Annotated in this window: 24 protein-coding genes; 10 read left to right on the forward strand and 14 right to left on the reverse strand. The window is 62.9% G+C overall.

The window, feature by feature from the left end:
- Positions 1-119: 119 nt before the first annotated feature.
- The 5 genes from pcaF to pcaR form a co-directional block, all read right to left on the reverse strand.
- Positions 120-1,325: a 3-oxoadipyl-CoA thiolase gene (pcaF, locus tag E5221_RS23120; RefSeq protein ID WP_177342413.1), complete on the reverse strand. Its 1,206-nt coding sequence runs from the start codon at positions 1,323-1,325 to the stop codon at positions 120-122.
- Complete coding sequence (locus E5221_RS23125) at positions 1,322-2,101, reverse strand: CoA-transferase subunit beta (protein ID WP_015271653.1); 780 nt, start codon at positions 2,099-2,101, stop codon at positions 1,322-1,324. Before E5221_RS23125 ends, pcaF begins: the two co-directional genes overlap by 4 nt.
- Positions 2,098-2,958 (reverse strand): CoA transferase subunit A, encoded by an 861-nt coding sequence (locus E5221_RS23130; RefSeq protein ID WP_015271654.1) that lies wholly within the window; start codon positions 2,956-2,958, stop codon positions 2,098-2,100. Before E5221_RS23130 ends, E5221_RS23125 begins: the two co-directional genes overlap by 4 nt.
- Before the next feature lie 230 nt (positions 2,959-3,188).
- Positions 3,189-4,535 carry an MFS transporter gene (locus E5221_RS23135; RefSeq protein WP_023660978.1) on the reverse strand — a complete coding sequence of 449 codons (1,347 nt, stop codon included), beginning with the start codon at positions 4,533-4,535 and terminating at the stop codon, positions 3,189-3,191.
- A gap of 328 nt (positions 4,536-4,863) precedes the next feature.
- On the reverse strand, positions 4,864-5,754 hold the full coding sequence (pcaR, locus tag E5221_RS23140) for a pca regulon transcriptional regulator PcaR (protein WP_013974048.1): 891 nt from the start codon (positions 5,752-5,754) through the stop codon (positions 4,864-4,866).
- Positions 5,755-6,244: 490 nt separating this feature from the next.
- Here pcaR and E5221_RS23145 point away from each other — a divergent pair, with 490 nt between their 5' ends.
- Entirely contained in the window at positions 6,245-6,445 is a 201-nt protein-coding gene (locus E5221_RS23145) for a hypothetical protein (protein ID WP_003259583.1), read from the forward strand.
- Between the two features lie 311 nt (positions 6,446-6,756).
- A complete protein-coding gene (locus E5221_RS23150) occupies positions 6,757-8,229 on the forward strand; it encodes an inorganic phosphate transporter (RefSeq protein ID WP_013974049.1) in 1,473 nt (490 codons plus the stop codon).
- A 156-nt stretch (positions 8,230-8,385) separates the two neighbouring features.
- Here E5221_RS23150 and E5221_RS23155 read toward each other — a convergent pair whose 3' ends face one another.
- Positions 8,386-9,861 carry a helicase HerA-like domain-containing protein gene (locus E5221_RS23155; protein ID WP_247846517.1) on the reverse strand — a complete coding sequence of 492 codons (1,476 nt, stop codon included), beginning with the start codon at positions 9,859-9,861 and terminating at the stop codon, positions 8,386-8,388.
- 169 nt (positions 9,862-10,030) lie between these two features.
- On the opposite strand from E5221_RS23155, the gene E5221_RS23160 reads away from it, so the two are divergent.
- From E5221_RS23160 to E5221_RS23175, 4 genes are all read left to right on the forward strand, one after another.
- Positions 10,031-11,905 (forward strand): methyl-accepting chemotaxis protein, encoded by a 1,875-nt coding sequence (locus E5221_RS23160; protein ID WP_061551884.1) that lies wholly within the window; start codon positions 10,031-10,033, stop codon positions 11,903-11,905.
- A gap of 251 nt (positions 11,906-12,156) precedes the next feature.
- A complete protein-coding gene (locus E5221_RS23165) occupies positions 12,157-13,278 on the forward strand; it encodes a glycosyltransferase family 1 protein (RefSeq protein WP_123084930.1) in 1,122 nt (373 codons plus the stop codon).
- Positions 13,271-14,035, forward strand: coding sequence for a DUF2334 domain-containing protein (locus E5221_RS23170; RefSeq protein WP_015271659.1), 765 nt, complete (start codon positions 13,271-13,273; stop codon positions 14,033-14,035). The genes E5221_RS23165 and E5221_RS23170 overlap by 8 nt, the downstream gene beginning before the upstream one ends.
- Positions 14,032-15,024, forward strand: coding sequence for a lysylphosphatidylglycerol synthase transmembrane domain-containing protein (locus tag E5221_RS23175; RefSeq protein WP_039613775.1), 993 nt, complete (start codon positions 14,032-14,034; stop codon positions 15,022-15,024). Before E5221_RS23170 ends, E5221_RS23175 begins: the two co-directional genes overlap by 4 nt.
- Positions 15,025-15,332: 308 nt before the next feature.
- Here the strand turns inward: E5221_RS23175 and purU are convergent, their stop codons facing one another.
- A complete protein-coding gene (gene purU, locus E5221_RS23185; protein ID WP_023662871.1) occupies positions 15,333-16,184 on the reverse strand; it encodes a formyltetrahydrofolate deformylase in 852 nt (283 codons plus the stop codon).
- Positions 16,185-16,468: 284 nt separating this feature from the next.
- On the opposite strand from purU, the gene mvaT reads away from it, so the two are divergent.
- Positions 16,469-16,846, forward strand: coding sequence for a histone-like nucleoid-structuring protein MvaT (gene mvaT / locus E5221_RS23190; protein WP_003259590.1), 378 nt, complete (start codon positions 16,469-16,471; stop codon positions 16,844-16,846).
- A gap of 85 nt (positions 16,847-16,931) precedes the next feature.
- On the opposite strand, the gene sbcB is transcribed toward mvaT, so the two are convergent.
- The 3 genes from sbcB to E5221_RS23205 form a co-directional block, all read right to left on the reverse strand.
- Positions 16,932-18,365: an exodeoxyribonuclease I gene (sbcB, locus tag E5221_RS23195; RefSeq protein ID WP_247846519.1), complete on the reverse strand. Its 1,434-nt coding sequence runs from the start codon at positions 18,363-18,365 to the stop codon at positions 16,932-16,934.
- A gap of 71 nt (positions 18,366-18,436) precedes the next feature.
- Positions 18,437-18,796 (reverse strand): PilZ domain-containing protein, encoded by a 360-nt coding sequence (locus E5221_RS23200; RefSeq protein WP_003259592.1) that lies wholly within the window; start codon positions 18,794-18,796, stop codon positions 18,437-18,439.
- A 123-nt stretch (positions 18,797-18,919) separates the two neighbouring features.
- Positions 18,920-19,306 (reverse strand): hypothetical protein, encoded by a 387-nt coding sequence (locus E5221_RS23205; protein WP_003259593.1) that lies wholly within the window; start codon positions 19,304-19,306, stop codon positions 18,920-18,922.
- A 179-nt stretch (positions 19,307-19,485) separates the two neighbouring features.
- On the opposite strand from E5221_RS23205, the gene pyk reads away from it, so the two are divergent.
- On the forward strand, positions 19,486-20,940 hold the full coding sequence (gene pyk, locus E5221_RS23210) for a pyruvate kinase (protein ID WP_013974057.1): 1,455 nt from the start codon (positions 19,486-19,488) through the stop codon (positions 20,938-20,940).
- A 124-nt stretch (positions 20,941-21,064) separates the two neighbouring features.
- Here pyk and E5221_RS23215 read toward each other — a convergent pair whose 3' ends face one another.
- Positions 21,065-21,985, reverse strand: a complete 921-nt coding sequence (locus E5221_RS23215) for an iron-sulfur-binding ferredoxin reductase (protein WP_247846520.1) — start codon at positions 21,983-21,985, stop codon at positions 21,065-21,067.
- A gap of 248 nt (positions 21,986-22,233) precedes the next feature.
- Between E5221_RS23215 and E5221_RS23220 the strand changes: the two genes are divergently transcribed.
- The gene (locus E5221_RS23220) at positions 22,234-23,757 is read left to right on the forward strand and encodes a fumarate hydratase (protein ID WP_013974059.1); all 1,524 of its coding nucleotides are present in this window, start codon (positions 22,234-22,236) and stop codon (positions 23,755-23,757) included.
- A gap of 121 nt (positions 23,758-23,878) precedes the next feature.
- On the opposite strand, the gene E5221_RS23225 is transcribed toward E5221_RS23220, so the two are convergent.
- Both E5221_RS23225 and E5221_RS23230 read right to left on the reverse strand, forming a co-directional pair.
- Entirely contained in the window at positions 23,879-24,757 is an 879-nt protein-coding gene (locus E5221_RS23225) for a carbon-nitrogen hydrolase family protein (protein ID WP_247846521.1), read from the reverse strand.
- Positions 24,754-25,344: a GNAT family N-acetyltransferase gene (locus E5221_RS23230; RefSeq protein WP_013974061.1), complete on the reverse strand. Its 591-nt coding sequence runs from the start codon at positions 25,342-25,344 to the stop codon at positions 24,754-24,756. Before E5221_RS23230 ends, E5221_RS23225 begins: the two co-directional genes overlap by 4 nt.
- Positions 25,345-25,459: 115 nt before the next feature.
- Between E5221_RS23230 and E5221_RS23235 the strand changes: the two genes are divergently transcribed.
- Positions 25,460-25,858 carry a nuclear transport factor 2 family protein gene (locus tag E5221_RS23235; RefSeq protein ID WP_025340507.1) on the forward strand — a complete coding sequence of 133 codons (399 nt, stop codon included), beginning with the start codon at positions 25,460-25,462 and terminating at the stop codon, positions 25,856-25,858.
- 117 nt (positions 25,859-25,975) lie between these two features.
- On the opposite strand, the gene E5221_RS23240 is transcribed toward E5221_RS23235, so the two are convergent.
- The gene (locus E5221_RS23240; protein ID WP_186675098.1) at positions 25,976-26,554 is read right to left on the reverse strand and encodes a DJ-1/PfpI family protein; all 579 of its coding nucleotides are present in this window, start codon (positions 26,552-26,554) and stop codon (positions 25,976-25,978) included.
- Positions 26,555-26,604: the final 50 nt, after the last annotated feature.

Here is a 26,604-nt window from a genome sequence, read left to right on the forward strand (position 1 = left end):
GCTGGCATCTGGCCTTGAGTCTGGCAGGACCGGCCTCTTCGCGGGCAAGCCCGCTCCCACAGTGGGAGGCGTGGTTCCCCCTGTGGGAGCGGGTTTACCCGCGAAGAGGCCGGTACAGGTCAAACCCGCTCGATGGCCAGCGCCAAACCTTGGCCTACGCCCACACACATGGTCGCCAGGCCCTTACGCCCACCGCTCTTCTCCAGCTGGTGAAGCGCAGTCAACACCAGGCGCGCACCGCTCATGCCCAGCGGGTGGCCCAGGGCGATGGCACCGCCGTTGGGGTTCACCTGCGGTGCATCGTCGGCCACACCCAGCTCACGCAGCACCGCCAGACCTTGGCTGGCAAAGGCTTCGTTGAGCTCGATCACATCGAAATCATTCACCGCCACACCCAGGCGCTCGGTCAGCTTGCGCACTGCCGGCACCGGACCAATGCCCATCACTCGCGGTGCAACACCGGCGCTGGCCATGCCCAGTACGCGGGCACGTGGGGTCAGGCCGTGTTTCTTCACAGCCTCGGCCGAAGCCAGGATCAACGCCGCGGCACCGTCGTTCACGCCCGAGGCATTGCCAGCGGTGACGGTCTTGTCCGGGCCGTTGACCGGCTTGAGCTTGGTCAAGGCTTCCAGCGTGGTTTCCGGGCGCAGGTGTTCGTCACGCTCGACGATGGTCTCGCCCTTCTTGTGCGCGATACGCACCGGCACGATCTCTTCGGCGAAGAAGCCGGCAGCCTGGGCCGCAGCTGCCTTCTGCTGGCTGCGCAGGGCGAAGGCGTCCTGGTCGGCACGCGAAACCTGGTAATTGTCGGCCACGTTGTCGGCGGTTTCCGGCATGGAGTCCACACCGTACTGGCTCTTCATCAGCGGGTTGATGAAACGCCAGCCGATGGTGGTGTCTTCGAGCTTCATGTTGCGCGAATAGCCGCTTTCGGCCTTGCCCATGACGAACGGGGCACGCGACATCGACTCGACGCCGCCGGCAATCGCCAGCTCCATTTCGCCGCTGGCAATGGCGCGGAAGGCAGTGCCGATGGCATCCATGCCCGACGCGCACAGGCGGTTCAAGGTGACACCCGGAATGCTCTCCGGCAGGCCGGCCAGCAGCAGCGCCATGCGTGCCACGTTGCGGTTGTCTTCACCTGCCTGGTTGGCGCAGCCGAAGAACACTTCGTCAACCTGATCCCACTGCACGGTCGGGTTGCGCTCGATCAGCGCCTTCAGTGGCACAGCGGCCAGGTCGTCGGCCCGCACGCCGGCCAGGGCGCCACCGAAGCGGCCGATCGGGGTGCGAATGGCGTCACAGATGAATACGTCGCGCATCAGGCTTCTCCTGCGACCTGGCCATGGGCCGCGGCGGTACGGGCTTCGAGGTCACGCAGCGCGGACAGCTCGACTTCGGTCGGTTCGGCGGTGGTCTGCACATCGTCGGCAAAGCGGATCGCCCAGCCAGTGGCGGCGATGATCTGCTCGCGGGTCACACCCGGGTGGATCGCAGTGACGACGAATTCGTGGGTGCCGGCTTCCGGCTCCATGATGCACAGGTCGGTGATAATGCCGACCGGGCCGTCGCCTGGCAGGCCCAGGCGTTTGCGCGAGTCGCCGCCTTCACCGTGGCCAACCGAGGTGATGAAGTCCAGCTTGTCGACAAAGGCACGCGGCGACTGCTTGAGGATGATCAGCACCTGCTTGGCGGAACCAGCGATTTCCGGTGCGCCACCAGCACCTGGCAGGCGGGTTTTCGGGGCATGGTAATCACCGACGACGGTAGTGTTGATGTTGCCGAAGCGGTCGACCTGGGCAGCGCCGAGGAAGCCGACGTCGATGCGCCCACCTTGCAGCCAGTAGCGGAAGATCTCGCCAGTCGGCACCACGGTGTCGGCGGTTTCGGCCAGCTCGCCGTCGCCGATAGACAGCGGCAGCACGCTTGGCTTGGCGCCGATCGGGCCGGATTCGTAGATCAGCACCACGTCTGGCGAAGATGTCAGGCGCGCCAGGTTGGCAGCCTTGGACGGCAGGCCGATGCCGACGAAGCACACAGCACCGTTGCGCAGGCGACGGGCTGCAGCGACGGTCATCATTTCGGAAGTGGAGTAGCTCATTGTGCGGCCTCCGCAGTGCTGGCCAACTTGGCCTTGAATTCGTTGAAATCGGCAGTGCCACGGATGTAGGTGTCGATCCAGGCGGTGAACGATTCGCGGCTACGCGCGATCGGGTCCCAGGCCTGGTAGAAGCGGTTGTCACGCTCGTAGTAGCCGTGGGCATAGGACGGGTGCGCACCGCCAGGTACCAGGCACACCGCGCTCAGGGCCCAGGTCGGCAGCACACAGGCGTTCATCGGGGCCTGCAGGTCGTCGACGATTTCCTCGACGGTGACGATGCAGCGCTTGGCGGCCAGGGCGGCTTCCTTCTGCACGCCGAGGATGCCCCACAGCAGCACATTGCCTTTGCGGTCGGCCTTTTGCGCGTGGATCACGGTCACATCCGGGCGCACCGACGGCACGGCTGCCAGCACTTCACCGGTGAACGGGCAGGTGACGCTCTTGATCAGCGGGTTGACCTTCGGCAGGTCGGAGCCGGCGTAGGCACGCAGCACGGCGAACGGCAGGCCAGAAGCACCGGCGACATAGGCGTTTGCCAGGTCGGCATGGCTGTGTTCTTCGATTTCGATGGCGTGTGGCCACTGCTTCTCGACGGCATCACGCAGGCGGTGCAGCGAACCGACACCTGGGTTACCACCCCAGGAGAAGATCAGCTTGCTGGCGCAGCCGGCGCCGATCAGCTGGTCGTAGATCAGGTCCGGAGTCATGCGCACCAGGGTCAGGTCGCGCTTGCCCTGACGGATGATCTCGTGGCCGGCGGCAGTCGGGATCAGGTGGGTGAAACCTTCGAGGGCGACGGTATCGCCATCCTGGATGAACTGCTTCACGGCTTCGTGAAGCGGGAGAATTGCAGCCATTTGGAGACTCCTGGTCAGGGTGCTTCGGTGAGCTCAGATTAAGGAGACTGGTGGGTGGCTTACAATCCGATAATCGACTATTTGTGCGATTATCGAACCATTTGTTGTCCTGCTACTCATTCACTAACGTGTCGAATTCTTCGCAGCACAAGGCTGCTCCTACAGCGGGCGGCGTCGCCTTTGTAGGAGCAGCCTTGTGCTGCGAAGGGCCGCAAAGCGGCCCTCGGGTTTCAGGTCGCGTCAGCGTGGCTCACCAGCCCTTTCACGATCACACCCACGGTCGCCAGCCCCGCCGGCACCAGCAATGCCGTGAGCACCTGTTCGAAGTTCCAGCCCAGCCCGAGCAGCGTCGCACCACTCCAGGCCCCGAGAATCGCACCGAAGCGGCCGATACCCAGCATCCACGATACCCCTGTGGCGCGGCCCTGTGTCGGATAGAAGCGCGCCGCCAGCGAAGGCATCGCCGATTGGGCACCGTTCACGCACATGCCGGCAACCAGCACCAGCGTGGCCAATACGGTGATGTTGCCCAGGCTCTGCCCCACGGCGTAGGCGAACACCCCGGCCAGCAGGTAGAAAATGCCGATCACCTTGTGCGGATTGAAGCGGTCCATGGCCCAACCCACACCGACGGCGCTCAGCACGCCACCGAACTGGAACAGTGCGCCGATAAAGGCAGCCTGTTCCATGCTCGCGCCGCTGTCGCGCATCAAGGTTGGCAACCAGCTGGTCAGCAGATAGACGATCACAAGGCCCATGAAATAGGTCAGCCACAACAGCATGGTGCCCATGCCGTAGGTACCGGAGAAGATCAGCGCAAACACGTTGCGCGCAGCCACTGCCTTCTGCTCCGGCACGCTGAAGCTGCCCGCCTCGGCCACCACCTGTGGCGCGATGGGCGACAAAGTCTTGCGCACCTTGTCGGTCCCCCGGTTGCGCACCACCAGGAACCGCGCTGACTCCGGCAGCCACACCATCAGCACCAGCGCCAGCAGCAACGGCAGCACGCCACCGATCACCAGCAGGCTGTGCCAGCCGTAGGCCGGGATCATCTTGGCGGAAATGAAACCACCACCGGCCATGCCCAGGTTGAAGCCGCAGAACATGCTGGTCACCAACAGCGACTTGAGGCGCTCGGGGGTATATTCAGACAATAGCGTGGTGGCGTTGGGCATACCTGCACCAAGGCCCAGGCCAGTCAGGAAGCGCAACACCAGCAACTGATCGACGTTGGTGGCGTAGGCCGAGGCCAGGCTGAAGCCACCGAATACCAGCACTGCGCCCACCAGCACGCCCTTGCGGCCAAAACGGTCCGCCAGCGGGCCGGAGCCGAGGGCACCGAAAACCATACCGATCAATGCAGCACTCATGACCGGGCCGAGGCTGGCGCGGTCTATCCCCCACTCCTGCGAAAGGGCCGGGGCGATGAAGCCCATGGCGGCGGTGTCCAGGCCATCGAGGAAGACGATCAGGAAGCACAGCAACACCACCCGCCATTGGTAGCGGGACAGCGGCTGCTGATTGATGAACGACTGGACGTCGAGGCTATTGCCGACGTTGGTTTGCGCTTGATTCATTATTGTTTTCCAGAATGAGGGGCACAGCCAGCCCACTGCACGCGATCAAACGGTACAGAGGACGATGATTTGGGGAATGCAGCCGGCGTCAGCCTGGATATAACGGTACTGCGCGCGGGTGCGGCCGCGGCAGCGAGGGGACAGTATTCATGTTAAGTGCCTCTTATGTTTTTCTTGTTCGGTCGGCACAGCCGACCGTTGCGAGAGACATTAATCAGCGAGCGGAGGCGGCGCAATTCACCGCGAACGACACTGTGCGTTTATCGCACAGGAAAGGGTTTTGCCTGTTCTAAATTTGAAAGTGGCGCGCTGTACGCCCCCGCGGGGCTCAGCCAAACAACTGATGGCAAAGGTCCCGGCTGGCTGCGAGCAGGATCGGCAAGAACCGCTGCTCCAGCTCACTGCGCGTCACCCGCCCGACATGGGTACTCACATTCAACGCCGCCAGCACCTGCCCCGAGGCGTCATACACCGGCACCGCAATCGAGCGCAGCCCCTGCTCCAGCTCCTGGTCTACCACGCACCAGCCCTGGGCACGCACCTGCTGGATACAGGCGAACAGCGACTCGGGGTCGTGCAAGGTACGGCTGGTACGCGCCTTCAGGTCGGCACGCTCCAGGTATTCACGCAGGCTGGTGTCGTCCATGGCCGCTAACAGAATACGCCCCATCGATGTGCAATAGGCCGGTAGGCGCCCGCCCACCGACAGGTCGACCGAAATCAACCGCTCCACGGTCGCCGAACGGGCTATATAAAGAATGTCGTCACCTTCGAGCGTGGCCATGTTGGCCGCCTCGTGCAGCTGGTCGCTGATGCGGTCCAGGTAAGGCTGGGCAGAAATCGCCAGCGGCGTCGACGACAGGTACGCATGCCCCAGCGTCAGCACCTTGGGCAACAGCGAATAGGTACGCCCGTCGGTGGTGGCGTAACCCAGCTTGATCAACGTGTGCAGGCAACGCCGTACCGCCGCACGGGGGATTTCGGTGCGGTGGCTGATCTGGGCGATGGTCAGGTGGCGCTTGCGTTCCTGAAAGGCCTGGATGACTGCCAGGCCTCGCGCCAGGGAGGTCATGAAGTCCGGGTCGCCGGTAAAGGCCTGGATGCGCTTGGCCGGTGACGCCACGATCGGTGGTGCCAGGGCTGCCGAGGCAGGTCGCCCCTGCTCCAGGTTGACCGACTCTGGATTGACGGAATCGCTGGCCAAGGTTTCGTCACTCATCGCACACCTCAAAAAAAAAACGCCCACTCGTGCGATTATCGAACAAACGGCCGATAATCGCAATTGACCGCTGACACTTTTACTTATACCTTTCTCATGCCACTTGTGGCTTCTTTGGAGAGACTGGTCAGGTACCCACCGTAGAAGTCCCCAGGCAACGGCCTCGCCTTTTGGCGAGGCCGTTTTTCATTACCCTCCCGTTCGACTGTCCCGCTGCTGCACTGCAACGAACTTTTGTCCGTATTGCCTTTCAAACTTGTACGAAAGGCCCAAACTGTCATCGAATGCATTCCATTACTTGCGTCTTGTGATGTCAGGGTTGGGTAAATTACGATGTTCGGCGAATATCGATTGCTATAATCGATTGCGCAGGCCTCGACGATGCCGTGGTAATGGAACCCTCCGCTGTATCAAGCCGTTGCGGCCAGCAAGGCATGTGCACGCTGCACAACGCTTAACAACTGTCATCAAACTTAATTCAGGTACTACTGTGACGAAAGATGAACTGCGCGCGGAACTCGAGCGCCAGGCTGAACGTTACAAGGATGTTTATGGTGGCGAAGTCACCACTTACGCCGCACAACCGGATCCGGAACGCAAACCTTGGCGCAAGCGCGCCAGCGTGCGCGACCAGGCCTTCAGCCAGGAACTGGAACGTATGGAAAAGGAACTGCGCAGCGACACTCCCTGACCCGGGACCACGCCAGCGCGTCGTCGCCCGGCCAGCCCGGGCGCGGTCGATCTTTACTGTCCGGCCGAAGGTGAAATGGAATTACACAAATTTCATACGACCGTTTGAAAAGAAGCGAAGCGGCTTTTTTTCCAGCTTTTTGCCGGTTTTCGCCAGCTTTTATGCGCTTTAGCGGATATTTCCCTGCCGGCACGTCGCACCGTGCACATCACGCTCGCGTCAGGAAGATTGCCGTCGGTCTGTCGCAAATGCATCGATTGCCAACGTTTTCTGGCATAATCCCGCCCCCCTAAGACCGCCAGACAACCTTCATGATCGAATTATTCAGCGGACTGGATGCCTGGGTGTTGGTGAGCCTGCTGCTCGCCTTGACCTTCGTGCTCGCCTTCGAGTTCATCAATGGCTTTCATGACACCGCCAACGCGGTAGCTACCGTCATCTATACCAAAGCCATGCCGCCGCACCTCGCCGTGTTCTTCTCCGGCGTGTTCAACTTCCTTGGCGTTCTGCTCGGCGGTGTCGGGGTGGCCTATGCCATCGTGCACCTGCTGCCAGTAGAGCTGCTGATCAATGTGAACACCGGACACGGCCTGGCCATGGTCTTCTCGCTGCTGGCTGCGGCCATCACCTGGAACCTGGGCACCTGGTACTTCGGTATCCCCGCCTCCAGCTCGCACACGCTGATCGGCTCCATCCTCGGCGTCGGCCTGGCCAACGCCCTGATCAACGACATCCCGCTGGGCGACGGTGTCAACTGGCAGAAGGCTATCGACATCGCCATGTCGCTGGTGGTCTCGCCGATGGCCGGCTTCGCCGTTGCCGCTATGGTGCTGATCGGCCTCAAGTGGTGGCGCCCGCTGTCGAAGATGCACAAGACCCCCGAGCAGCGCCGCAAGCTCGACGACAAGAAGCACCCGCCGTTCTGGAACCGCCTGGTACTGGTGGTTTCGGCCATGGGTGTGAGCTTCGTGCACGGCTCCAACGACGGCCAGAAAGGCATCGGCCTGATCATGCTGGTGCTGATCGGTATCGTCCCGGCCAAATTCGTCCTCGACCTGAACAGCACCACCTACCAGATCGAGCGTACCCGCGACGCCACCTTGCACATGAGCCAGTTCTACCAGCGCAACGCCGCCACCCTGGGCGAGTTCCTGGCACTGGGCAAGGCCAAGTCCAGCGACCTGCCGGAGCAGTTCAGCTGCAACCCACAGCAGACCGAGCCGACCATTGCCGCGCTGCAGTCCTCGCTGCAGGGCGTGACCGACTACCACAGCCTGAGTGCCGACAAGCGTGTCGAAGTGCGCCGCTACCTGCTGTGCCTGGACGACACGGCGAAGAAGGTCGGCAAGCTGCCAGGCCTGGAAGCCCGTGAAAAGGCCGATCTGGAAAAACTGCGCAAAGACCTGACCGCCACTACCGAGTACGCCCCGTTCTGGGTGATCGTGGCCGTCGCCCTGGCCCTGGGCCTGGGTACCATGGTCGGCTGGAAGCGCGTGGTACTGACCGTTGGCGAGAAGATCGGCAAGCAGGGCATGACCTATGCCCAGGGCATGTCGGCACAGATCACCGCGGCTTGCGCCATCGGCATGGCCAACATCTTCGCCCTGCCGGTATCGACCACCCACGTGCTGTCGTCCGGTGTGGCCGGCACCATGGTCGCCAACAAGAGCGGCCTGCAAGGCGGCACCGTGAAGACCATCCTGCTGGCCTGGGTACTGACCCTGCCTGCGTCGATGGGCCTGGCGGCCGGCCTGTTCTGGCTGGCGTCCAAAGCCATTGGCTGAGTGATACGGTTCTGAAAGAGGCGGCCTTCGGGTCGCCTTTTTTCTGTACCGGCCTCTTCGCGGGTAAACCCGCTCCCACAGGTAATGCACAGCTCTTGATATCTGTGATGAACCTGTGGGAGCGGGTTTACCCGCGAAGGGGCCGGTACAGGCAACCTACCTTTTCTTGCCCCCCAGCAACGACCCCATCAACCCTCGCACCAACTGCCGCCCCAACTGGTTGGCCGCCTGGCGCACCGCCGACTTGATGGCCTGCCCTGCCGCACTTTGCAAGAACTCACCAGCCTTGTCGGCAAAGCTTTCTTCATCCGCCTTGGGTTGCGGCGCGGGCTCCACCGGCTCGCCCTTGCGCTGGGTCAGCATCTCATAGGCAGACTCACGGTCCACCGGCTTGTCGTAACGCCCCGCCAGCGGCGAATTGGCAATCAGCACACTGCGCTCAGCCGCGCTCAACGGCCCGATACGCGACTGCGGCGGTGCAATCAGCACACGTTGCACCATCGCTGGCGTGCCCTTCTCTTCCAGTGTCCCCACCAGCGCCTCGCCAATACCCAGTTCGGTCAGCACCGCCAGGGTGTCGAACGCCGGGTTGGGGCGGAAGCCATCAGCCACCGCCCGCAGCGACTTCTGCTCCTTGGCGGTAAACGCCCGCAAGCCATGCTGAATGCGCAAGCCCAACTGGGCCAGCACCGCATCTGGCAAGTCCCCCGGCGACTGGGTGACGAAGTACACACCCACGCCCTTGGAACGAATCAGCCGCACCACCTGCTCCAGGCGATCCTGCAATGCCTTGGGTGTATCGTTGAACAACAAATGCGCTTCATCGAAGAACAACGCCAGCACCGGCTTGTCGGCATCACCGCGCTCGGGCAGTTGCTCGAACAACTCGGCCAGCAGCCACAACAGGAAGGTCGCGTACACCTTCGGTGCATCGTGAACCAACCGGCTGGCGTCCAGCAGGTGGATACGCCCACGGCCATCCGGGTCTGGCCGCAGGAGGTCCTCGAGCTGCAACCCCGGTTCACCGAACAACGCCTCGGCGCCCTGCTGCTCCAGGGTCGCCAACCGGCGCAAAAGCGCCTGAGTGGAGGCCGTGGTCATCAGCGCGCTGTCTTCGCCCAGCAGTTGCGGGTTGTCCTTCAGGTGCGCGAGCAGCGCCTTGAGGTCCTTGAGGTCCAGCAGCAGCAAGCCTTCACGGTCGGCTACCTTGAACGCCGCATACAGCGCCGCCTGTTGGCTGTCGGTCAGTTCCAGCAGGTTGCCCAGCAGCAGCGGCCCCATTTCACTGAGGGTGGTACGCAGCGGGTGGCCGGACTGCCCGGCAATGTCCCACAGGCTCACCGGGTAAGCCTGGGGCCTGTGCCCCAGCCAGGGCATGCCGGCGATGCGCTCGGCCACCTTGCCCTGCGGCGCACCAGCAGCGCCCAGGCCGCACAGGTCGCCTTTGACATCGGCGGCGAACACCGCAACCCCCGCGTCACTGAACGCTTCCGCCAGATGCTGCAAGGTGACGGTCTTGCCAGTACCCGTAGCGCCCGCTACCAGGCCATGGCGGTTGGCCAACCTCATGGCTTGCCCAACCGGTTGGCCATCCGGGCCAGCACCTAAAACGATGGTCGAAATTTCCGACATCTCTTAAATCCTCTGCTCAAGCTTTACCGTAATTCGGCCGATACCTGTGGGTGATATTCGCCTTAATAGAGAGGAACAACCGAAAAGGGACTTTTCGGGATATTGCACTGCTTTGCGACTCCACGCGTGCAAACGCCTGATATGAAACCTTAGCGGAACCGATTACGCCATGAACAAAAGCCTTCGTTTCAGCCACAAGATTCTTTTGGCAGCATCACTGATCGTGATACTCGCCTTCAGCCTTTTCACGCTCTACAACGATTACCTCCAGCGTAATGCGATCCGCGAGGACCTCGAGAACTATCTGGCTGAAATGGGCGCTTCCACTTCGACCAATATCCGCAACCTGTTCGAAGGCCGTATCAAGCTGGTGGAAAACCTGGCACAGAACATAGCCCAGGACCCGACCAACGCCGAAACCCTGATGGGCCAGAATGCGCTGGTTTCCAGCTTCCTCACCGTCTACCTGGGCAAGGTCGACGGTGGCTTCAGCGTGCGCCCTGATTCGAAAATGCCCGACGGTTACGACCCGCGCACCCGCCCCTGGTACAAGGACGGCATGAATGCCGCCGGCGCGACCCTGACCGAGCCGTACATCGACATGACCACCAACAAGATGGTCATCGGCATCCTCAGCAAGGTTTCCGCCAGTGTCGGTGTCGTCGGTGGCGACCTGGCCCTGGACGGCCTGGTGCAGATCATCAACTCGCTGAACTTCGGCGGCATGGGCTATGCCTTCCTGGTCAACGATCAAGGCAAGATCTTGGTGCACCCGGACAAAGACCTGGTGATGAAGTCGCTGTCGGACCTGTTCCCGCAGCACACGCCGAAACTGAGCGGTGAGCTGACCGAAGTGCAGAGCGACGGCCAGGCCCGCCTGCTGACCTTCACCCCGATCACCGGCCTGCCGTCGGCCAACTGGTACATCGGCCTGTCGGTGGACAAGGACAAGGCCTTCTCGATGCTGAGCACCTTCCGCACCTCGGCGGTGATCGCCACTCTGGTGGCGGTGGTGATCATCATCGGCCTGCTCGGGCTGCTGATCCGCGTGCTGATGCAGCCGCTGCACACCATGACCCGTGCCATGGAAGACATCGCCGAAGGTGAAGGCGACCTGACCAAGCGCCTGCGCATCCACAACCATGACGAGTTCGGCATCCTGGGCAGCGCCTTCAACCGTTTTGTCGAACGTATTCACAGTTCGATCCGCGAAGTGTCCTCGGCCACCGAGCAGGTCAACGAAGTTGCCCTGCGGGTCATCAGTGCCTCGAACTCGTCGATGACCAACTCCGACGAACAGTCCAACCGCACCAACAGCGTGGCCGCCGCCATCAACGAACTGGGCGCCGCCGCCCAGGAAATTGCCGGCAACGCCGCCCAGGCCTCGCAGCACGCCAGTTCGGCGCGGTTGCTGGCCGAAGAAGGGCAGCAGGTGGTGGAACGCAACATTGCGGCAATGAACCGCCTGTCCGACCTGATCGTCACTTCCAGCGCGCACATCGAGACGCTGAACAGCAAGACCGTCAACATCGGTCAGATCCTTGAGGTGATCACCAGCATTTCCCAGCAGACCAACCTGCTGGCGCTGAACGCGGCCATCGAAGCGGCCCGTGCCGGTGAAGCCGGGCGTGGTTTTGCCGTAGTCGCCGATGAAGTACGCAACCTGGCGCACCGCACCCAGGAGTCGGCGCAACAGGTGCAGACCATGATCGAGGAACTGCAGGTCGGCGCGCGCGAATCGGTCGAGACCATGGACCAGAGCCAGCGCCACAGCCAGGACAGCATGCAGATCGCCAACCAGGCCGGTGAGCGGCTGGACAGCGTTACCGTGCGCATCGGCGAGATCGACGGCATGAACCAGTCGGTAGCCACCGCCACCGAAGAGCAGACCGCCGTGGTCGAGGCGATCAACATGGACATCAACGAGATCAACATGCTCAACCAGGAGGGCGTGGAAAACCTGCAGGCCACCCTGCGTGCCTGCTCCGACCTGGAGCAGCAGGCCGGCCGCCTGAAGCATCTGGTGGGCAGCTTCCGCATCTGACAAGTGCTACTCCTCTCTTTGTAGGAGCAGCCTTGTGCTGCGAAGAGGCCAGTACAGGCAATACAACTGTGTTGCCTTCTCTGGCCCCTTCGCAGCACAAGGCTGCTCCTACAACGCTTGTGCAGCCTACCCTCTTCCCAACCCCGCCCAACCCCGATCGAACAAACTATCCTTCTGATAGGTCAACCTTTAGGCGCGTCATCGCCGGCCCGTTAACGCCGGATGACAGACCCGAAGACGATCCCGGAGGGATGCTGATCGTGCACATCGCCGACATCACCATGTTCTACGCCCCCGCCAGTGGTGGCGTACGTACCTATCTTGATGCCAAACACCACCGCCTCGACGCCATCCAGGGCGTCCGCCACAGCTTGCTGATACCCGGTGCCAGCGCCCAGCACGCCGATGGCATATACCAGGTGCCCGCACCGCCGCTGCCGTTCGGCAATGGCTACCGCTTCCCGGTACGCCTGGCCCCTTGGTGCAATGTGCTGCGCAGGCTCAAGCCCGACCTGATCGAAGTCGGCGACCCCTACCTGACCGCCTGGGCTGCGCTGGAAGCGCGGCGCAAGCTCGACGTGCCGGTAATCGGCTTCTACCATTCCGACCTGCCGCTGCTGGTCAGCAATCGCATGGGCAACTGGTTCACCCCCAATGTCGAGGCCTATGTCAGCAAGCTGTACGGCAATTTCGACCGGGTCCTGGCCCCCAGCCAGGTCATGGCAGACAAGTTGCGCCGCCTGGGCGTGCGCGATGTGCACGTGCAGCGCCTGGGCGTCGACCTGGCCACCTTCCACCCCAACCAGCGCGACCCGCAGCTGCGTGCCGAACTGGGTATTGCCGAAACCAGTCGCCTGCTGATCTACGCCGGCCGTGGCTCGCGAGAAAAGAACCTGCCAGTGCTGCTCGACTGCATGCAGCACCTGGGCCACCCCTACCACTTGCTGTTGGTGGGTTCGAACATGCCGGCCAACGTACCGCGGAACGTCAGTGTGATCGGTCACTTCTGCCCGGCACCGGAAGTCGCCCGGCTGATGGCCAGCGCCGACCTGCTGGTGCATGCCGGTGACCAGGAAACCTTCGGCCTGGTCATTCTCGAAGCGATGGCCAGCGCCACGCCGGTAGTGGCCGTGCGCGCAGGTGCTTTCGGCGAAATCGTCAACGAACAGTGCGGGCGCTTGTGCCGCCCCAACGATAGCCAAGCCATGGCGACGGCCGTGCAAGAGGCGTTCGAAGCCGGTGTGCGCACGCTTGGGGTACAGGCCCGTCGCCATGCCGAGCAGCACTATTCGTGGGACAACGTGGTCACCGGCCTGCTGCAGCACTACCAGGCTGTGCTCGGCCACCAGCCACAGGTGCGTGCCCATGGCTGAGCCGCTACCGGCATCGCGCAGCCTGATGCTGGTGCTGCACGATGTCGCGCCCGAAACGTGGCCGGACTACCAGCCTTTCGTCCAGGCCGTCGACGCCATCGGCGGCATCCCCATGACCTGGCTGGTGGTGCCGGACTTTCACCACCGCAACCCGCTGCAACGCTCGCCTACCTTCTGCCGCTTGCTGGAACGGCGCCTGGCCCAGGGCGACGAGCTTGCCCTGCACGGCTTCTACCATGCCGACAGCGGGCCACCACCGCGCACACCCGGCGAATACTTCATGCGCCGCATCTATACCCACGAAGGGGAATTCTACGCCCTTGACCAGCAGCAGGCCCTGCAACGCCTGGAGCACGGCCTTGCACTGTTCGCCCAGCAGGGCTGGCCAGTGGCAGGCTTCGTCGCGCCTGCCTGGCTGATGAGCGAAGGCACCCGCCAGGCACTGCGCCGTCTGCCGCTGCGCTACACCAGCACGCCACAGCACCTGTATCGTTTACCGGACTTCACCGCGATCAAGGCCCCAGGGCTTGTCTGGAGTGCACGCAGTGCCTGGCGCCGTGGCCTGTCACGGGTGCTGTGCGACTGGCAATGCCGGCGCTGGCGCGACGCCCAGACCCTGCGCCTGGGCCTGCACCCGGTGGACATGCGCCATCGCGCGTCCCGTGACTATTGGCTGAACACCTTGCACACGCTACTGGCACAGGGCCGCGAGCCGCTGACCAAGTCCACCTGGCTCGACCGCCAGGCCAGCGTATGAACCGCCTGGCCTGGCTGGCCCTGGCACTGCTGGGTGCCGTGCTGGTGCCGGCCCTGCTCGGTGGCAGCGAGCTTTTACCGAGGCTGCAGCGCTTCGCCCCCAGCCTCATGCTGACCCTGCTGGGCATGATCCTGCTTTGCTGGGTCATCAACGCCATCCGCTTGCGCCTGTTGCTCGGCCAGCAAGGAGCAAGGCTCGGGCGCCTGCGCAGCCTGGGTGTGGTGATGGCTACCGAGTTCGCCATCTGTACCACCCCCGGCGGCAGCGGCGGCCCCTTGACCCTGATGGCCCTGCTGGCACGTGACCGGATCGGCCCGGCGCGCAGCGGCGCGGTGTTTGCCATGGATCAGCTGAACGACCTGGTGTTCTTTTTCTGCGCGATGCTGGCTATTGCCGGCTATGCGCTGTTCCACAGCCTGGGCCGCAGCCAGGAGAGCATGTTGCTGGGCAGCGCGTTGCTGCTGTGCACGGCACTGGCCGGGGTGATCGGCCTGCTGCGCTACCGGCGCACGGTGATGCGCGTGAACGGCAGGTTGCTGCGCCGCCTGGGCATGAGCCGCCAGCGCAAGCGGCGCTGGGCACGCAAACTGCTACGCTTCATCGATGCACTGGCGCAGACCTGGCGCCTGCCCAAGCGTACGCTGACCTTGGTGTTCACCCTGACCTGCGCCCACTGGGGCCTGCGCTACAGCGTGTTGTATCTGGTATTGAGGGGGTTGGGGGTAGACTTGGCGTGGATCCCCAGCTTCCTGGTGCAGATGCTGTCGCTCAGTGCTGGCCAGTTCAGCCTGTTGCCGGGTGGTGCCGGCGCCGCCGAGCTGACTTCGGCCAGCCTGCTGACGCCACTGGTGGGCAGTTCGACCGCGGCTGCGGCGATCCTGATATGGCGGGCGGTCACTTACTACTTTTATCTGCTGGCGGGTGGGCCGGTGTTTGTGTGTCTGCTGGCGCGCCCGCTGCTGGATCGCTGGCGGCGTCAGGCGGGTTGAGCTGCTGCCAGAGTTCCGCGGCGCCGGGGAAATCGGTGCCATCGGTGTCGGCCAGGGCTTCGGGATCGTAGCGGGCCAGGCAGCCTTCACCGAGGGTGGGTGGGGGTGAGGCGGTGGGGTGATTGCGAGTCTTCGCCATTACGTATCCCTCAAGATTGCCGGGGGCGCTTTGCGCCCCTTTCGCGACACAAGGCCGCTCCTACAGGAGTTACGCGACGCAGTGCCGGTACGCGATCCCTTGTAGGAGCGGCCTTGTGTCGCGATGGGCTGCAAAGCTGCCCCAGAACCTCACAGGCAACCAGTCTGTATCAGTCAAACACCACAGTCTTGTTGCCATGCACCAGCACCCGGTCTTCCAGGTGATAACGCAGGCCACGGGCCAGCACCATCTTCTCCACATCACGGCCAAAGCGGACCATGTCATCGATGCTGTCGGCATGGCTGACACGTACCACGTCCTGCTCGATGATCGGGCCGGCGTCCAGCTCTTCGGTTACGTAGTGGCAAGTCGCTCCGATCAGTTTCACACCACGAAGGGCGGCCTGGTGATACGGCTTGGCGCCGACGAACGACGGCAGGAAGCTGTGGTGGATGTTGATCACCTTTTCAGCATAGTCCTGGCACAGCTGCGGCGGCAGGATCTGCATGTAGCGGGCCAGCACCACCACGTCGGCGGCATGCTCCTGCACCAGGCGCGAAACTTCGGCAAAGGCCGGTGCCTTGTCCTTGGGGTCGACCGGTACATGGAAGAACGGAATACCGTGCCACTCGACCATGCTGCGCAGGTCGTTGTGGTTGGAGATCACGCAAGGGATCTCGCAGTCCAGTTCATCGGTGTGCCAGCGGTGCAGCAGGTCGGCCAGGCAGTGCGACTCGCGGCTGGCCATCAGTACCACGCGCTTTTTCTGCGCCGAGTCGGTAATGCGCCAGGTCATGGAGAACTCTTCGGCGATCGGCGCAAACGCCTCACGGAAGGCTTCGATACCGAACGGCAGCGATTCGGCGCGGATTTCATGGCGCATGAAGAACCAACCGCTCTGCTCATCAGAGTGGTGGCTGGCTTCGTTGATCCAGCCATTGTACAAGGCCAGGAAATTACTGACTTTCGCCACGATGCCAACACGGTCGGGGCAGGCGATCACCAGACGATAGGTGCGCATGAATGAGACTCCAGAACTTCGCAAAGGCGCTCATTCTAGCGGCCCGCCAGGAAAAACGCAGTATTGATCGCAGCGGCCGTGGCCTGTGTTCCTGACGAGATGCACTGCCGGCATTCTCTGACAGACATGACGAAATGCAGGGTTAATTGTAAATTTTTGTTCACGTAGAGAAATGGTTGTCACAGCTTAGTTAACAGTTAATTGCCCAACAATATGTTTACTTGCGAGTATTGCCTGTCTATTATTGCCCCACACATTTCTGAACACGCATTAAGGAACACTCCATGTCCCTGATCAACGAGTACCGCGCTACCGAAGAAGCCATCAAGGAACTTCAGGCCCGCCTGGCCAACCTGTCGCAGGATGACAAGCTGAAGAAAGAACTGGAGTTCGAAGGCAAACTGCGCACACTGATGGGCGAATACTCCAAGTCGCTGCGCGACGTGATTGCCCTGCTCGACCCAGAGTCGAAACTGAGCAAGGCACCTCGTGGTGCGGTCAAGACTACCGCCACCAAGCGTGCACGCAAGGTCAAGCAATACAAGAACCCGCACAACAATGAAGTGATCGAAACCAAAGGCGGCAACCACAAGACCCTGAAAGAATGGAAAGCCAAGTGGGGTGGCGATGTGGTTGAAAGCTGGGCGACCCTGCTGGACTGATTGTCCGCACACGCCTGCTGCTTATCGCAACAAGAACGCCGGCATATTGCCGGCGTTTTTGTTTGTCCGCGTTTTGTGCCAGCGCTCAGCCAACTGCATACTGTGCCTGCAATTGCCTGGCATGTACCTGCCAGGCATCCAGCACACGCCGCCCGGCATCGTCAGCGCCCTCCCAGACTTGCTGCCGCGCCTGTTCGAAATCGCCCAGCGTATTCGGCGCGCCCCACTGCGGGTCGCTCAGGCGCTGCTGGCAGAAGCTGAACCAGCGTTGCCGCTCTTCGCCGGTCAGGGTCTCGGGGAAGTTGCGCGCCCGATAGCGGAACAACAGTTCAGGCAGGCGCGGGTCATCGAACATCCACTGCCCACGGCTCAACTGCGCCGGTTCCAGTGCACGAACTTGCTCGCATAAGCGGCGGTCACGGTCCCCCAGAAAACCGTCATACAACTGTTGTTCCGGGTCTTCACTCGGGGCAAAGTCTTCCTTGCCGTAGATGTGTTCCAGCTTGTCTTGCCATTGCGCCTGTTGCTCGGCCAATTCTTCGCCGCGCAATTGTAACAACGTCAAGTCCAGGCCCAACCGTTGTTGATCGGCCGGGCGCAATACCGAAAGTGGCGCCAGTACCGGGCAGCGATTGATCTGCACCAATTTGAGCGGCACGGGTAATTCGCCTTCGGCCAGTTCTTCATGGCGGGTATACAAACGCTGGCGTAGAACTTCAGCACTTTCCCGTAGTAACGGTAGGGTTTCCTGATGCAGGTCGCACACAATCAGTGCATTGCGATTACGCGGGTGCCAAGCCAGTGGCAATACGACACCAAGGTAATTGCGTGCCGCCGAGAAGCGCCCGGATATATGCACCAGTGGCTGCAACAAACTGATCTGCTCCATCACTTTATGCTTGCTGCGCAACTGAAACAGCCAGTCATACAACTTGGGCTGTTTCTGACGGATCAGGCGGGCCAGGGCGATGGTTGCCCGCACGTCGGAAAGCGCTTCGTGGGCATGCCCGTGGTCGATGCCATTGGCCTTGCTCAGCAGTTCAAGACGCAGGCTGGTGCGCCCGTCCTGTTGCGGCCACTCGATGCCGTCCGGGCGCAGTGCATAGGCCGTGCGCACGATGTCGATCAGGTCCCAGCGGCTGTTGCCGCCCTGCCACTCTCGGGCATAAGGGTCGAAAAAGTTGCGGTACAGGCTGTAGCGGGTCACTTCGTCGTCGAAGCGCAGGGTGTTGTAGCCGGCACCGCAGGTACCAGGGTGCGCGAGTTGCGCATGCACCCGGGTCATGAACTCCGCTTCGCACAAACCCTGCTCGGCCAGCAGGTGCGGGGTGATGCCGGTCACCGTGCAAGCCGCCGGGTGCGGCAGGATATCGTCGGAGGGCCGACAATAAAGGCTGATCGGCTCGTCGATTTCGTTGAGGTCGAAGTCGGTGCGCACGCCGGCCACCTGCAGCGGCCGGTCGCAACGCGGGTTGATGCCGGTGGTTTCGTAGTCGTGCCAGAAAATGCTGGAGGTCACGGGGTCGTCCTGTATCGAGGTCGACCCGATTCTAGCGCGATTCCAGTAGCTGGGCCCGGGGCTCAGCAGGTTCAGGCAGATGCGTTGGCGGGGCGGAAACTGAAATAGTCGCGCAACGAACGGACGAATTCATCGTACTCGCGGGGGGCCTGCAGCAGCATGAAACCGGAATCGTAGTGCCCGGGCGTCTGGTCTTCACGACACCACAGGCAGCTGGCGGTAAGGTTGACGAATTGATGCCCGCCACCAAGCAGCGGCAGGCGTAATTGCAGATCGTAGTCGGGCCCGACCAGCACAGGTAGCTGGCTTATCAGCATCAGCCCGTCTTCAGAGGCGTTACCCAGCTGGCCGATGGCCTGGCCGGTAATGCGGTTGAACACCTTGAGAACACAAGGCAGCTGATGGCGTTCGATGTGGCGCTTGTTGAACATGATCGCAAGTGCAGTCCGTATCCGATGCCAGGAATACGTGGAACTGGCGGTTGTTGTAACAACTGAGTTACAGATTAGCGCAGCGCGCGCGGCAAATCCCGTGAAATAAATCACACCTTGGTGTTAACGCCAAGGTGCGGCGGTCACCGGGTTCGCCACGGCGGCTTCGGTGCCGCGCAAATGGCCGAGTTTCTCCAGGGTCTGCAGGCGTGCCTGGGCACGATAGGCGTATTCATTGCCCGGGTACTGCTGGATCAGGTACTGGTAGGTCTGCGCCGCATCCACGTACAAGGCCTGGCGCTCCAGGCACTGGCCGCGCAGCAGCGACACCTCGGGGTGGATGAACGGTCGTGCACGGCTGGTGCGGTCGACCTGCGACAGCTCGAGCATGACCCGCGCGCAATCGCCACGGTCGTAGGCACGGTAGGCATTGTTCAGGTGGTGGTCCATGGACCAGCGGGTGCAGCCGACGGCGCTGGCCGCCAGGGCTAAAACGATCAGGGCTCGCATGGGGGTCTCCTTTGATGCCAGTGTATCGGCCTTTGCCGGCAAATCTTCACATCCTTTTGCAAGGATGCCCTGCCCGTTCAAATGCCACCCTGCCTCGGTCGCAGGTAGTGCAACGGAACAATGACTACAGCGAGATTCAGGAGTAGCCTTTCGCTGCGCTTCACTATAGGAGTCTGTGCATGAGCATCCGCCGTACCAAAATCGTCGCCACCCTTGGCCCCGCCAGCAACTCGCCGGAAGTGATCGAACAGCTGATCCTCGCCGGCCTGGACGTGGCACGCCTGAACTTCTCCCACGGCACTCCGGACGAGCACAAGGCCCGCGCGCGCCTGATCCGTGACATCGCCGCCAAGAACGGCCGCCATGTTGCACTGCTGGGCGACCTGCAGGGTCCGAAGATCCGCATCGCCAAGTTCGCCAACAAGCGTATCGAATTGAAGATCGGTGACAAGTTCACCTTCTCCACCGCCCACCCGCTGACCGAAGGCAACCAGGACATCGTCGGTATCGACTACCCCGACCTGGTCAAGGACTGCGGCGTTGGTGACGAACTGCTGCTCGACGATGGCCGCGTGGTGATGCGCGTCGAGACCGCCACCGCAGATGCCCTGCACTGCGTGGTGATCATCGGTGGCCCGCTGTCCGACCACAAAGGCATCAACCGTAAAGGTGGCGGCCTTACCGCACCGGCCCTGACCGAGAAGGACAAGGCCGACATCAAGCTGGCCGCGGAAATGGACCTGGACTACCTGGCCGTGTCCTTCCCGCGTGACGCCAGCGACATGGAATACGCGCGCAAGCTGCGTGACGAAGCTGGCGGCAGCGCCTGGCTGGTTGCCAAGATCGAACGCGCCGAAGCGGTGGCCGACGACGAGACCCTCGACAAGCTGATCCTCGCCTCCGACGCCGTCATGGTCGCCCGTGGCGACCTGGGCGTGGAAATCGGCGACGCCGAGCTGATCGCCATCCAGAAGAAGATCATCCAGCACGCCCGCCGCAACAACAAGGCGGTGATCGTGGCGACCCAGATGATGGAGTCGATGATCCAGAACCCGATGCCGACCCGTGCCGAAGTGTCCGACGTAGCCAACGCCGTGCTGGACAACACCGACGCGGTGATGCTGTCGGCCGAGAGCGCCGCCGGTGCCTACCCGATCGAAGCTGTCCAGGCCATGGCCCGCATCTGCCTGGGTGCCGAAAAGCACCCGACCAGCCAGAAGTCCAGCCACCGCCTGCACACTACCTTCGAGCGCTGCGACGAGAGCATCGCCCTGGCGGCCATGTACACCGCCAACCACTTCCCAGGCGTGAAGGCGATCATCGCCCTGACCGAGAGTGGCTACACCCCGCTGATCATGTCGCGCCTGCGTTCGCACGTGCCGATCTTCGCCCTGTCGCCGCACCGCGCTACCCAGGCCCGTGCCAACATGTTCCGCGGCGTGTACCCGATCGCCTTCGATCCGGCCTCGCTGCCGGCCGACAAGGTGAGTCAGGCAGCGGTCGACGAACTGCTCAAGCGTGGCCTGGTGGAGCAAGGTGACTGGGTAATCCTGACCAAGGGTGACAGCTACCACACCATCGGTGGCACCAATGGCATGAAGATCCTGCATGTCGGTGATCCGCTGGTCGGTTGATCCTGCTGAAAGGGGGCCGCTTTGCGGCCCTTCGCGACGCAAGGCCGCTCCTACAAGGGATACGCATTCCCCTGTAGGAGCGGCCTTGTGTCGCGAAAGGAGGGCAAAGCCCTCCCCTGCTCACTCAGGCATGCTCGACAAACACATCGGCCAACACCTGCCCCCGTGGCACCCCGGCAATGAACAGCCGCCGGGCAAACCGCTCGACACTCCCCGGCGCCCCGCACACCAGCGCCACCGTCTGCCGCGATGACGGCCGCAACCCGGCCAACGCTTCATCCAGCCGCTCTGCCAGTACCAACTCGACATTCACATCCGCCATCTGGCGCAACGGCTCGGCCAGATAATGCCCAACGCCCTCGCGCGCCACATGCATGACCCTGATTTCCCCTTGGTGCCCCTGCCGCAGAGCCTCGCGCAAGATGCCCCACAACGGCGCCAGCCCGGTCCCCGCCGCCAGCAACCACAGCGGCCGCTGCTGCCAGTCCGGGTCGTAGTGCAAGGCCCCACCCCTGAGCTCGCCCAGGCGCAGCACATCACCCAGTTGCAAGCCACGGGCCTTGTCACAAAAGGCGCCGGGGTGCTGGCAGTCGATATGAAACTCGAGGAAATCATCTTCGCCCGGCAGGCTGGCCAAGGAGTAAGGCCGCGCCACCGCGCCATTCCACAGCACCACATGCTGCCCCGCCTGGTAACGCATTGCCCTTTCGGGCCGCAGCCGCACGCGCAGCACATCGCCGAACCAGTCCAGGGCACAGACCTGCGCCGGCAGGCCATCCTGCTGCGGGTCGAACAGCGCCACGCGCAGATCTTCGACTACCCGACACTGACAGGCCAGCCGCCAGCCCTGGGCATGCTTGTCCGGCGCCAGGGCCTCGGGCATGGCATCCAGCGGTTGCCCGCCCAGGCAGTGCACCAGGCAGGCATGGCAACTGCCGGCGCGGCAACTGTAGGGTACGTTCAGCCCGGCCTCGTTCAAGGCATCGAGCAGGTTGCTGCCGGTCGGCACCGCCCAGCGGCGCTCGCCCACGCAAAGTACGGGCATGGTCGGTCTTTCTCCACATATCACAGTGCACTTTAAGCCAAGCACGCAACGGCAGCAAAAAGGATGCCCAAACACTGCCGACCATGGTCCAGACCGACCGCAGGTGTGCCCGGCACGGATGCGCGCTATACTGCCGCGCCTTTTTCCGTCGGCCTGACCTGCCGGCGCCTTGCAAGGCGCTTCGACACGCTGGTCGGCACCGTCGAGCGCCGTAATGAATGTTCCCGTCTTTAAGAGGAGCGCGCTGCATGACCGTGATCAAGCAAGACGACCTGATTCAGAGCGTCGCCGACGCCCTGCAATTCATCTCGTACTACCACCCCGTCGATTTCATCCAGGCCATGCACGAGGCCTATCTGCGTGAAGAATCGCCTGCTGCGCGCGATTCCATCGCCCAGATCCTGATCAACTCGCGCATGTGCGCCACTGGCCATCGCCCGATCTGCCAAGACACCGGTATCGTCACCGTGTTCATCCGCGTGGGCATGGACGTGCGCTGGGACGGCGCCACCATGAGCGTCGACGACATGATCAACGAAGGTGTGCGTCGCGCCTACAATCTGCCTGAAAACGTCCTGCGCGCTTCGATCCTGGCCGACCCGGCCGGTGCCCGCAAGAACACCAAGGACAACACCCCGGCAGTGATCCACTACTCCATCGTCCCCGGCGACAAGGTCGAGGTCGATGTCGCAGCCAAAGGCGGCGGCTCGGAGAACAAGTCGAAGATGGCCATGCTCAACCCGTCCGACTCGATCGTCGACTGGGTACTGAAGACCGTCCCGACCATGGGCGCTGGCTGGTGCCCGCCTGGCATGCTCGGCATCGGCATCGGCGGTACCGCCGAGAAGGCCGCCGTCATGGCCAAGGAAGTGTTGATGGAGTCCATCGACATCCACGAACTGAAAGCCCGTGGCCCGCAGAACCGCCTGGAAGAAATCCGCCTGGAGCTGTTCGAGAAGGTCAACCAGCTGGGCATCGGCGCCCAGGGCCTGGGTGGCCTGACCACCGTGCTCGACGTCAAGATCATGGACTACCCGACCCACGCCGCTTCGCTGCCGGTGTGCATGATCCCCAACTGCGCCGCCACCCGCCACGCCCACTTCGTGCTCGATGGCTCCGGCCCGGCCGAGCTGGAAGCGCCGTCGCTGGACGCCTACCCGGAAATCGTCTGGGAAGCCGGCCCGAGCGCCCGTCGCGTCAACCTCGACGCCATCACCCCGGAAGAAGTCGCGAGCTGGAAGCCGGGCGAAACCATCCTGCTCAACGGCAAGATGCTGACCGGCCGCGATGCCGCGCACAAGCGCATGGTCGAAATGCTCAACCGTGGCGAAGAGCTGCCGGTGGACCTGAAAGGCCGCTTCATCTACTACGTTGGCCCGGTCGACCCGGTCGGTGACGAAGTGGTAGGCCCAGCCGGCCCGACCACCGCCACCCGCATGGACAAGTTCACCCGCCAGATCCTCGAGCAGACCGGCCTGCTCGGCATGATCGGCAAGTCCGAGCGCGGCCCTGCCGCCATCGAAGCGATCAAGGACAACAAGGCCGTGTACCTGATGGCCGTCGGCGGTGCTGCCTACCTGGTGGCCCAGGCCATCCGCAAGTCGAAGGTCCTGGCCTTCGCCGAGCTGGGCATGGAAGCGATCTACGAGTTCGAGGTCAAGGACATGCCGGTGACCGTTGCCGTGGATAGCAACGGTGAGTCGGTACACATCACTGGCCCTGCCCTGTGGCAGAGCAAGATTGCCCAGAGCCTGGCAGTTGAAGTGAAGTAAATCTGCTGCAAAAGCGTCACGGCCCTGCTCTTTGTAGGAGCAGCCTTGTGCTGCGAAGAGGCCTTGTGTCACTCACAGATATTTGGGTGAGCACAGGCCCATTCGCAGCACAAGGCTGCTCCTACAGAGGGCAGATCCGGTCAAACTGCTCCGGCCAGTCCCTGCGGGTAAACACCTGCCCTTCCCGCCTCACCCGCCGTACTTCCTCAAGGTCCACCTCACAGACCAGCCACTGACTAGTGGCAGGGATCGATTCTTCACTCAAGGCCACCACCCCATCCCCCGGCATCCCATGATCCGGCGGCACGAACAGCCCTGCCCGGCCGATATTCTCGTCCAGCGCCGGCGACCAGGGCGCCAGCCCGACCGTGGGGCTCTGCATTACCGCAATCTGGTTCTCCAGCGCCCGCGCCTGGGCACCGATGCGCACCCGGTGGTAACCCGCCTCGGTGTCGGTACAGCTCGGCGCCAGGATCAGGTCGGCACCACCCTCCGCCAGGCGCCGCGCCAGCATCGGGAATTCGTTGTCGTAGCAGATCAGGATGCCCAGGCGCCCCAGTTCAGTGTCGAACACCTGCAGCCCCTGGCCCGCGGCTATGTCCCACTGCTCCCGTTCGAAACGGGTCATCATCAGTTTGTCCTGGTACCCCAGCACACCTTGGGGGCCGAACAGCCAGGCACGGTTGCGGTAGCGCCCATCGCTGTCCAGCACCGGTACGCTACCCGGTTGCAGGTAGATTCCCCAGCGCCGGGCAAGGCTCTCGCACAAGGCCCTCCAGGGTTCGATCAGCGGCTGGATACCGGCGATGGAAGCCTTCAGGTCACCCCGCTGCTCGGCACTCAGCTGCCCGCTGAGCACCAGGCCGGCGTACTCCGGCAACAGCAGCAAGCGGGCCCCCGCGTCCACCGCCTCGGCGCACAGGGCTTGCAGATGATCGGCGTAGGCCTCCCAGGTTTCATGCAGCTCGATGGCGTACTGGCAGGCCGCCAGGCGGATCATATCGGCAGTTCCTTGAGCCAGAACGACATCAGCTTGTCGGAGCTTTCCTGCTCGTCCAGGTCGCGCCAGGCGTAGCTGGTGCGCAGCGACGGGTCGTGCAGGAAGCCGCGGTTACGCCAGAAGCCATGCAACGGCTTGTAGTCCGCAGGCCGCCGCGGATGCACACCTGGCCGCTCGACCGCACAGAACGCGCAATAGTCGAACTCGGCCAGCTTGTGTGCGTAGGACTCGCGCTCGATGAAAAAGCGCACCCCTAGGCCCTGGCCACGGTACTCGGGCAGTACCACCGATTCACCGAAGTAATACACGCTGGCCGGGTCGCGCCCCTGGGCCAGGAACGGCTGCTGGAACTCGGGGGCGACATCCACCAGCGGCAGGCCGGTGGAGGCGCCGACCACCTTGCCGTCGTCCAGCGCCAGCACCACCAGGCTGCGCCCGGAGCGGGCATAAGTGGCCAGGTAGTCGGCCTCGTACTCCGGGGTGCCGTCATAAAGGTAGGGAAACTCGCGAAACACGGTAAGGCGCAGGCGAGCGAGGTCATCGATGTAAGGCGCGATAGCGGCGCCGTGCAACAGGCGTATTTCCATGCTTGGCGGTCGTTTTGTCGATGTGGATGACGCGCTCGGCTAAGCCGGGCTTGAGGGGAAACCCTATCATCCGGAGCGACAACCCGCCTTTTCCCTCCACGACAGGTATTGTTCCATGACCGCTACTGAACTGGTAAATGCTTACTACGCCGCCTTCAATGCGGGCGACATGCCGGCCTTTCTCGCCCTGCTCAGCGAGGATGTGATCCACGACATCAACCAGGGCGAGCGGCAGATGGGCAAGGCCCGGTTTGCAGCGTTCATGGACAAGATGAACCGCTGCTACCGCGAGCGCCTGGCCGATATCGTGGTGATGCAGAACGCCGACGGCAGCCGCGCGGCGGCGGAGTTCACCGTGCATGGGGAATATCTGGCCGATGACGAAGGGTTGCCGGCGGCCAACGGGCAGACCTATGTGCTGCCGGCAGGGGCGTTCTTCTATATCCACTGCGGGAAAATTGCCCGGGTGACCAACTACTACAACCTCAATGACTGGGTCGAGCAGGTGGCCTGATTAGGGTGTATTGCTTGTACTGGCCTATTCGCGGGCTCGCCCGCTCCCACAGGGATCCCACAGACGTGAGAGCAGTGAGGTACATGTGGGAGCGGGCATGCCCGCGAAGAGGCCCTCTCAGGCAATACGGGTACCAAGCACCTTGAGGAATGCCGCCAACCACGCCGGATGCGCCGGCCATGCCGGTGCCGTCACCAGGTTGCCGTCCACATGCGCCTGGTCCACCGCGATATCGATGAACGTCCCGCCCGCCAAGCGCACTTCCGGGGCACACGCCGGGTACGCACTGCATTCGCGCCCTTCCAGCACGCCAGCCGCCGCCAGCAACTGGGCACCATGGCATACCGCCGCGATCGGCTTGCCGGCCTGGTTGAATGCGCGTACCAGCTCCAGCACCTTCTCATCCAGGCGCAGGTACTCTGGCGCACGACCACCCGGGATCAGCAGCGCGTCGTAACTCTCGGGCCGTACACGCACGAAGTCATAATTCAAGGCAAAGTTGTGCCCCGGCTTTTCGCTGTAGGTCTGTTCGCCCTCGAAATCATGAATCGCGGTACGCACCGTCTGCCCCGCGACCTTTTCCGGGCATACCGCATGCACCGTGTGCCCGACCATGCTCAGCGCCTGGAACGGCACCATGACTTCGTAATCTTCGACGTAGTCGCCGACCAACATGAGAATTTTCTTTGCCGTCATCGCACCCACTCCTTCGATTGCCTTGAGCCAATCACTGCACGATAGCTGGT

The organism is Pseudomonas sp. A2 (genome assembly GCF_023100865.1).
Classification (GTDB): domain Bacteria; phylum Pseudomonadota; class Gammaproteobacteria; order Pseudomonadales; family Pseudomonadaceae; genus Aquipseudomonas; species Aquipseudomonas asiatica.

Excerpts from the sequence above, each read along its gene's own strand:
- E5221_RS23125 (WP_015271653.1), bottom strand. The coding sequence starts at position 2,101 with ATGAGCTACTCCACTTCCGAAATGATGACCGTCGCTGCAGCCCGTCGC.
- E5221_RS23130 (WP_015271654.1), bottom strand. The coding sequence starts at position 2,958 with ATGGCTGCAATTCTCCCGCTTCACGAAGCCGTGAAGCAGTTCATCCAG.
- E5221_RS23135 (WP_023660978.1), bottom strand. The coding sequence starts at position 4,535 with ATGAATCAAGCGCAAACCAACGTCGGCAATAGCCTCGACGTCCAGTCG.
- pcaR (WP_013974048.1), bottom strand. The coding sequence starts at position 5,754 with ATGAGTGACGAAACCTTGGCCAGCGATTCCGTCAATCCAGAGTCGGTC.
- E5221_RS23150 (WP_013974049.1), top strand. The coding sequence starts at position 6,757 with ATGATCGAATTATTCAGCGGACTGGATGCCTGGGTGTTGGTGAGCCTG.
- E5221_RS23155 (WP_247846517.1), bottom strand. The coding sequence starts at position 9,861 with ATGTCGGAAATTTCGACCATCGTTTTAGGTGCTGGCCCGGATGGCCAA.
- E5221_RS23160 (WP_061551884.1), top strand. The coding sequence starts at position 10,031 with ATGAACAAAAGCCTTCGTTTCAGCCACAAGATTCTTTTGGCAGCATCA.
- E5221_RS23165 (WP_123084930.1), top strand. The coding sequence starts at position 12,157 with ATGCTGATCGTGCACATCGCCGACATCACCATGTTCTACGCCCCCGCC.
- E5221_RS23170 (WP_015271659.1), top strand. The coding sequence starts at position 13,271 with ATGGCTGAGCCGCTACCGGCATCGCGCAGCCTGATGCTGGTGCTGCAC.
- E5221_RS23175 (WP_039613775.1), top strand. The coding sequence starts at position 14,032 with ATGAACCGCCTGGCCTGGCTGGCCCTGGCACTGCTGGGTGCCGTGCTG.
- purU (WP_023662871.1), bottom strand. The coding sequence starts at position 16,184 with ATGCGCACCTATCGTCTGGTGATCGCCTGCCCCGACCGTGTTGGCATC.
- mvaT (WP_003259590.1), top strand. The coding sequence starts at position 16,469 with ATGTCCCTGATCAACGAGTACCGCGCTACCGAAGAAGCCATCAAGGAA.
- E5221_RS23200 (WP_003259592.1), bottom strand. The coding sequence starts at position 18,796 with ATGTTCAACAAGCGCCACATCGAACGCCATCAGCTGCCTTGTGTTCTC.
- E5221_RS23205 (WP_003259593.1), bottom strand. The coding sequence starts at position 19,306 with ATGCGAGCCCTGATCGTTTTAGCCCTGGCGGCCAGCGCCGTCGGCTGC.
- pyk (WP_013974057.1), top strand. The coding sequence starts at position 19,486 with ATGAGCATCCGCCGTACCAAAATCGTCGCCACCCTTGGCCCCGCCAGC.
- E5221_RS23215 (WP_247846520.1), bottom strand. The coding sequence starts at position 21,985 with ATGCCCGTACTTTGCGTGGGCGAGCGCCGCTGGGCGGTGCCGACCGGC.
- E5221_RS23220 (WP_013974059.1), top strand. The coding sequence starts at position 22,234 with ATGACCGTGATCAAGCAAGACGACCTGATTCAGAGCGTCGCCGACGCC.
- E5221_RS23225 (WP_247846521.1), bottom strand. The coding sequence starts at position 24,757 with ATGATCCGCCTGGCGGCCTGCCAGTACGCCATCGAGCTGCATGAAACC.
- E5221_RS23230 (WP_013974061.1), bottom strand. The coding sequence starts at position 25,344 with ATGGAAATACGCCTGTTGCACGGCGCCGCTATCGCGCCTTACATCGAT.
- E5221_RS23235 (WP_025340507.1), top strand. The coding sequence starts at position 25,460 with ATGACCGCTACTGAACTGGTAAATGCTTACTACGCCGCCTTCAATGCG.
- E5221_RS23240 (WP_186675098.1), bottom strand. The coding sequence starts at position 26,554 with ATGACGGCAAAGAAAATTCTCATGTTGGTCGGCGACTACGTCGAAGAT.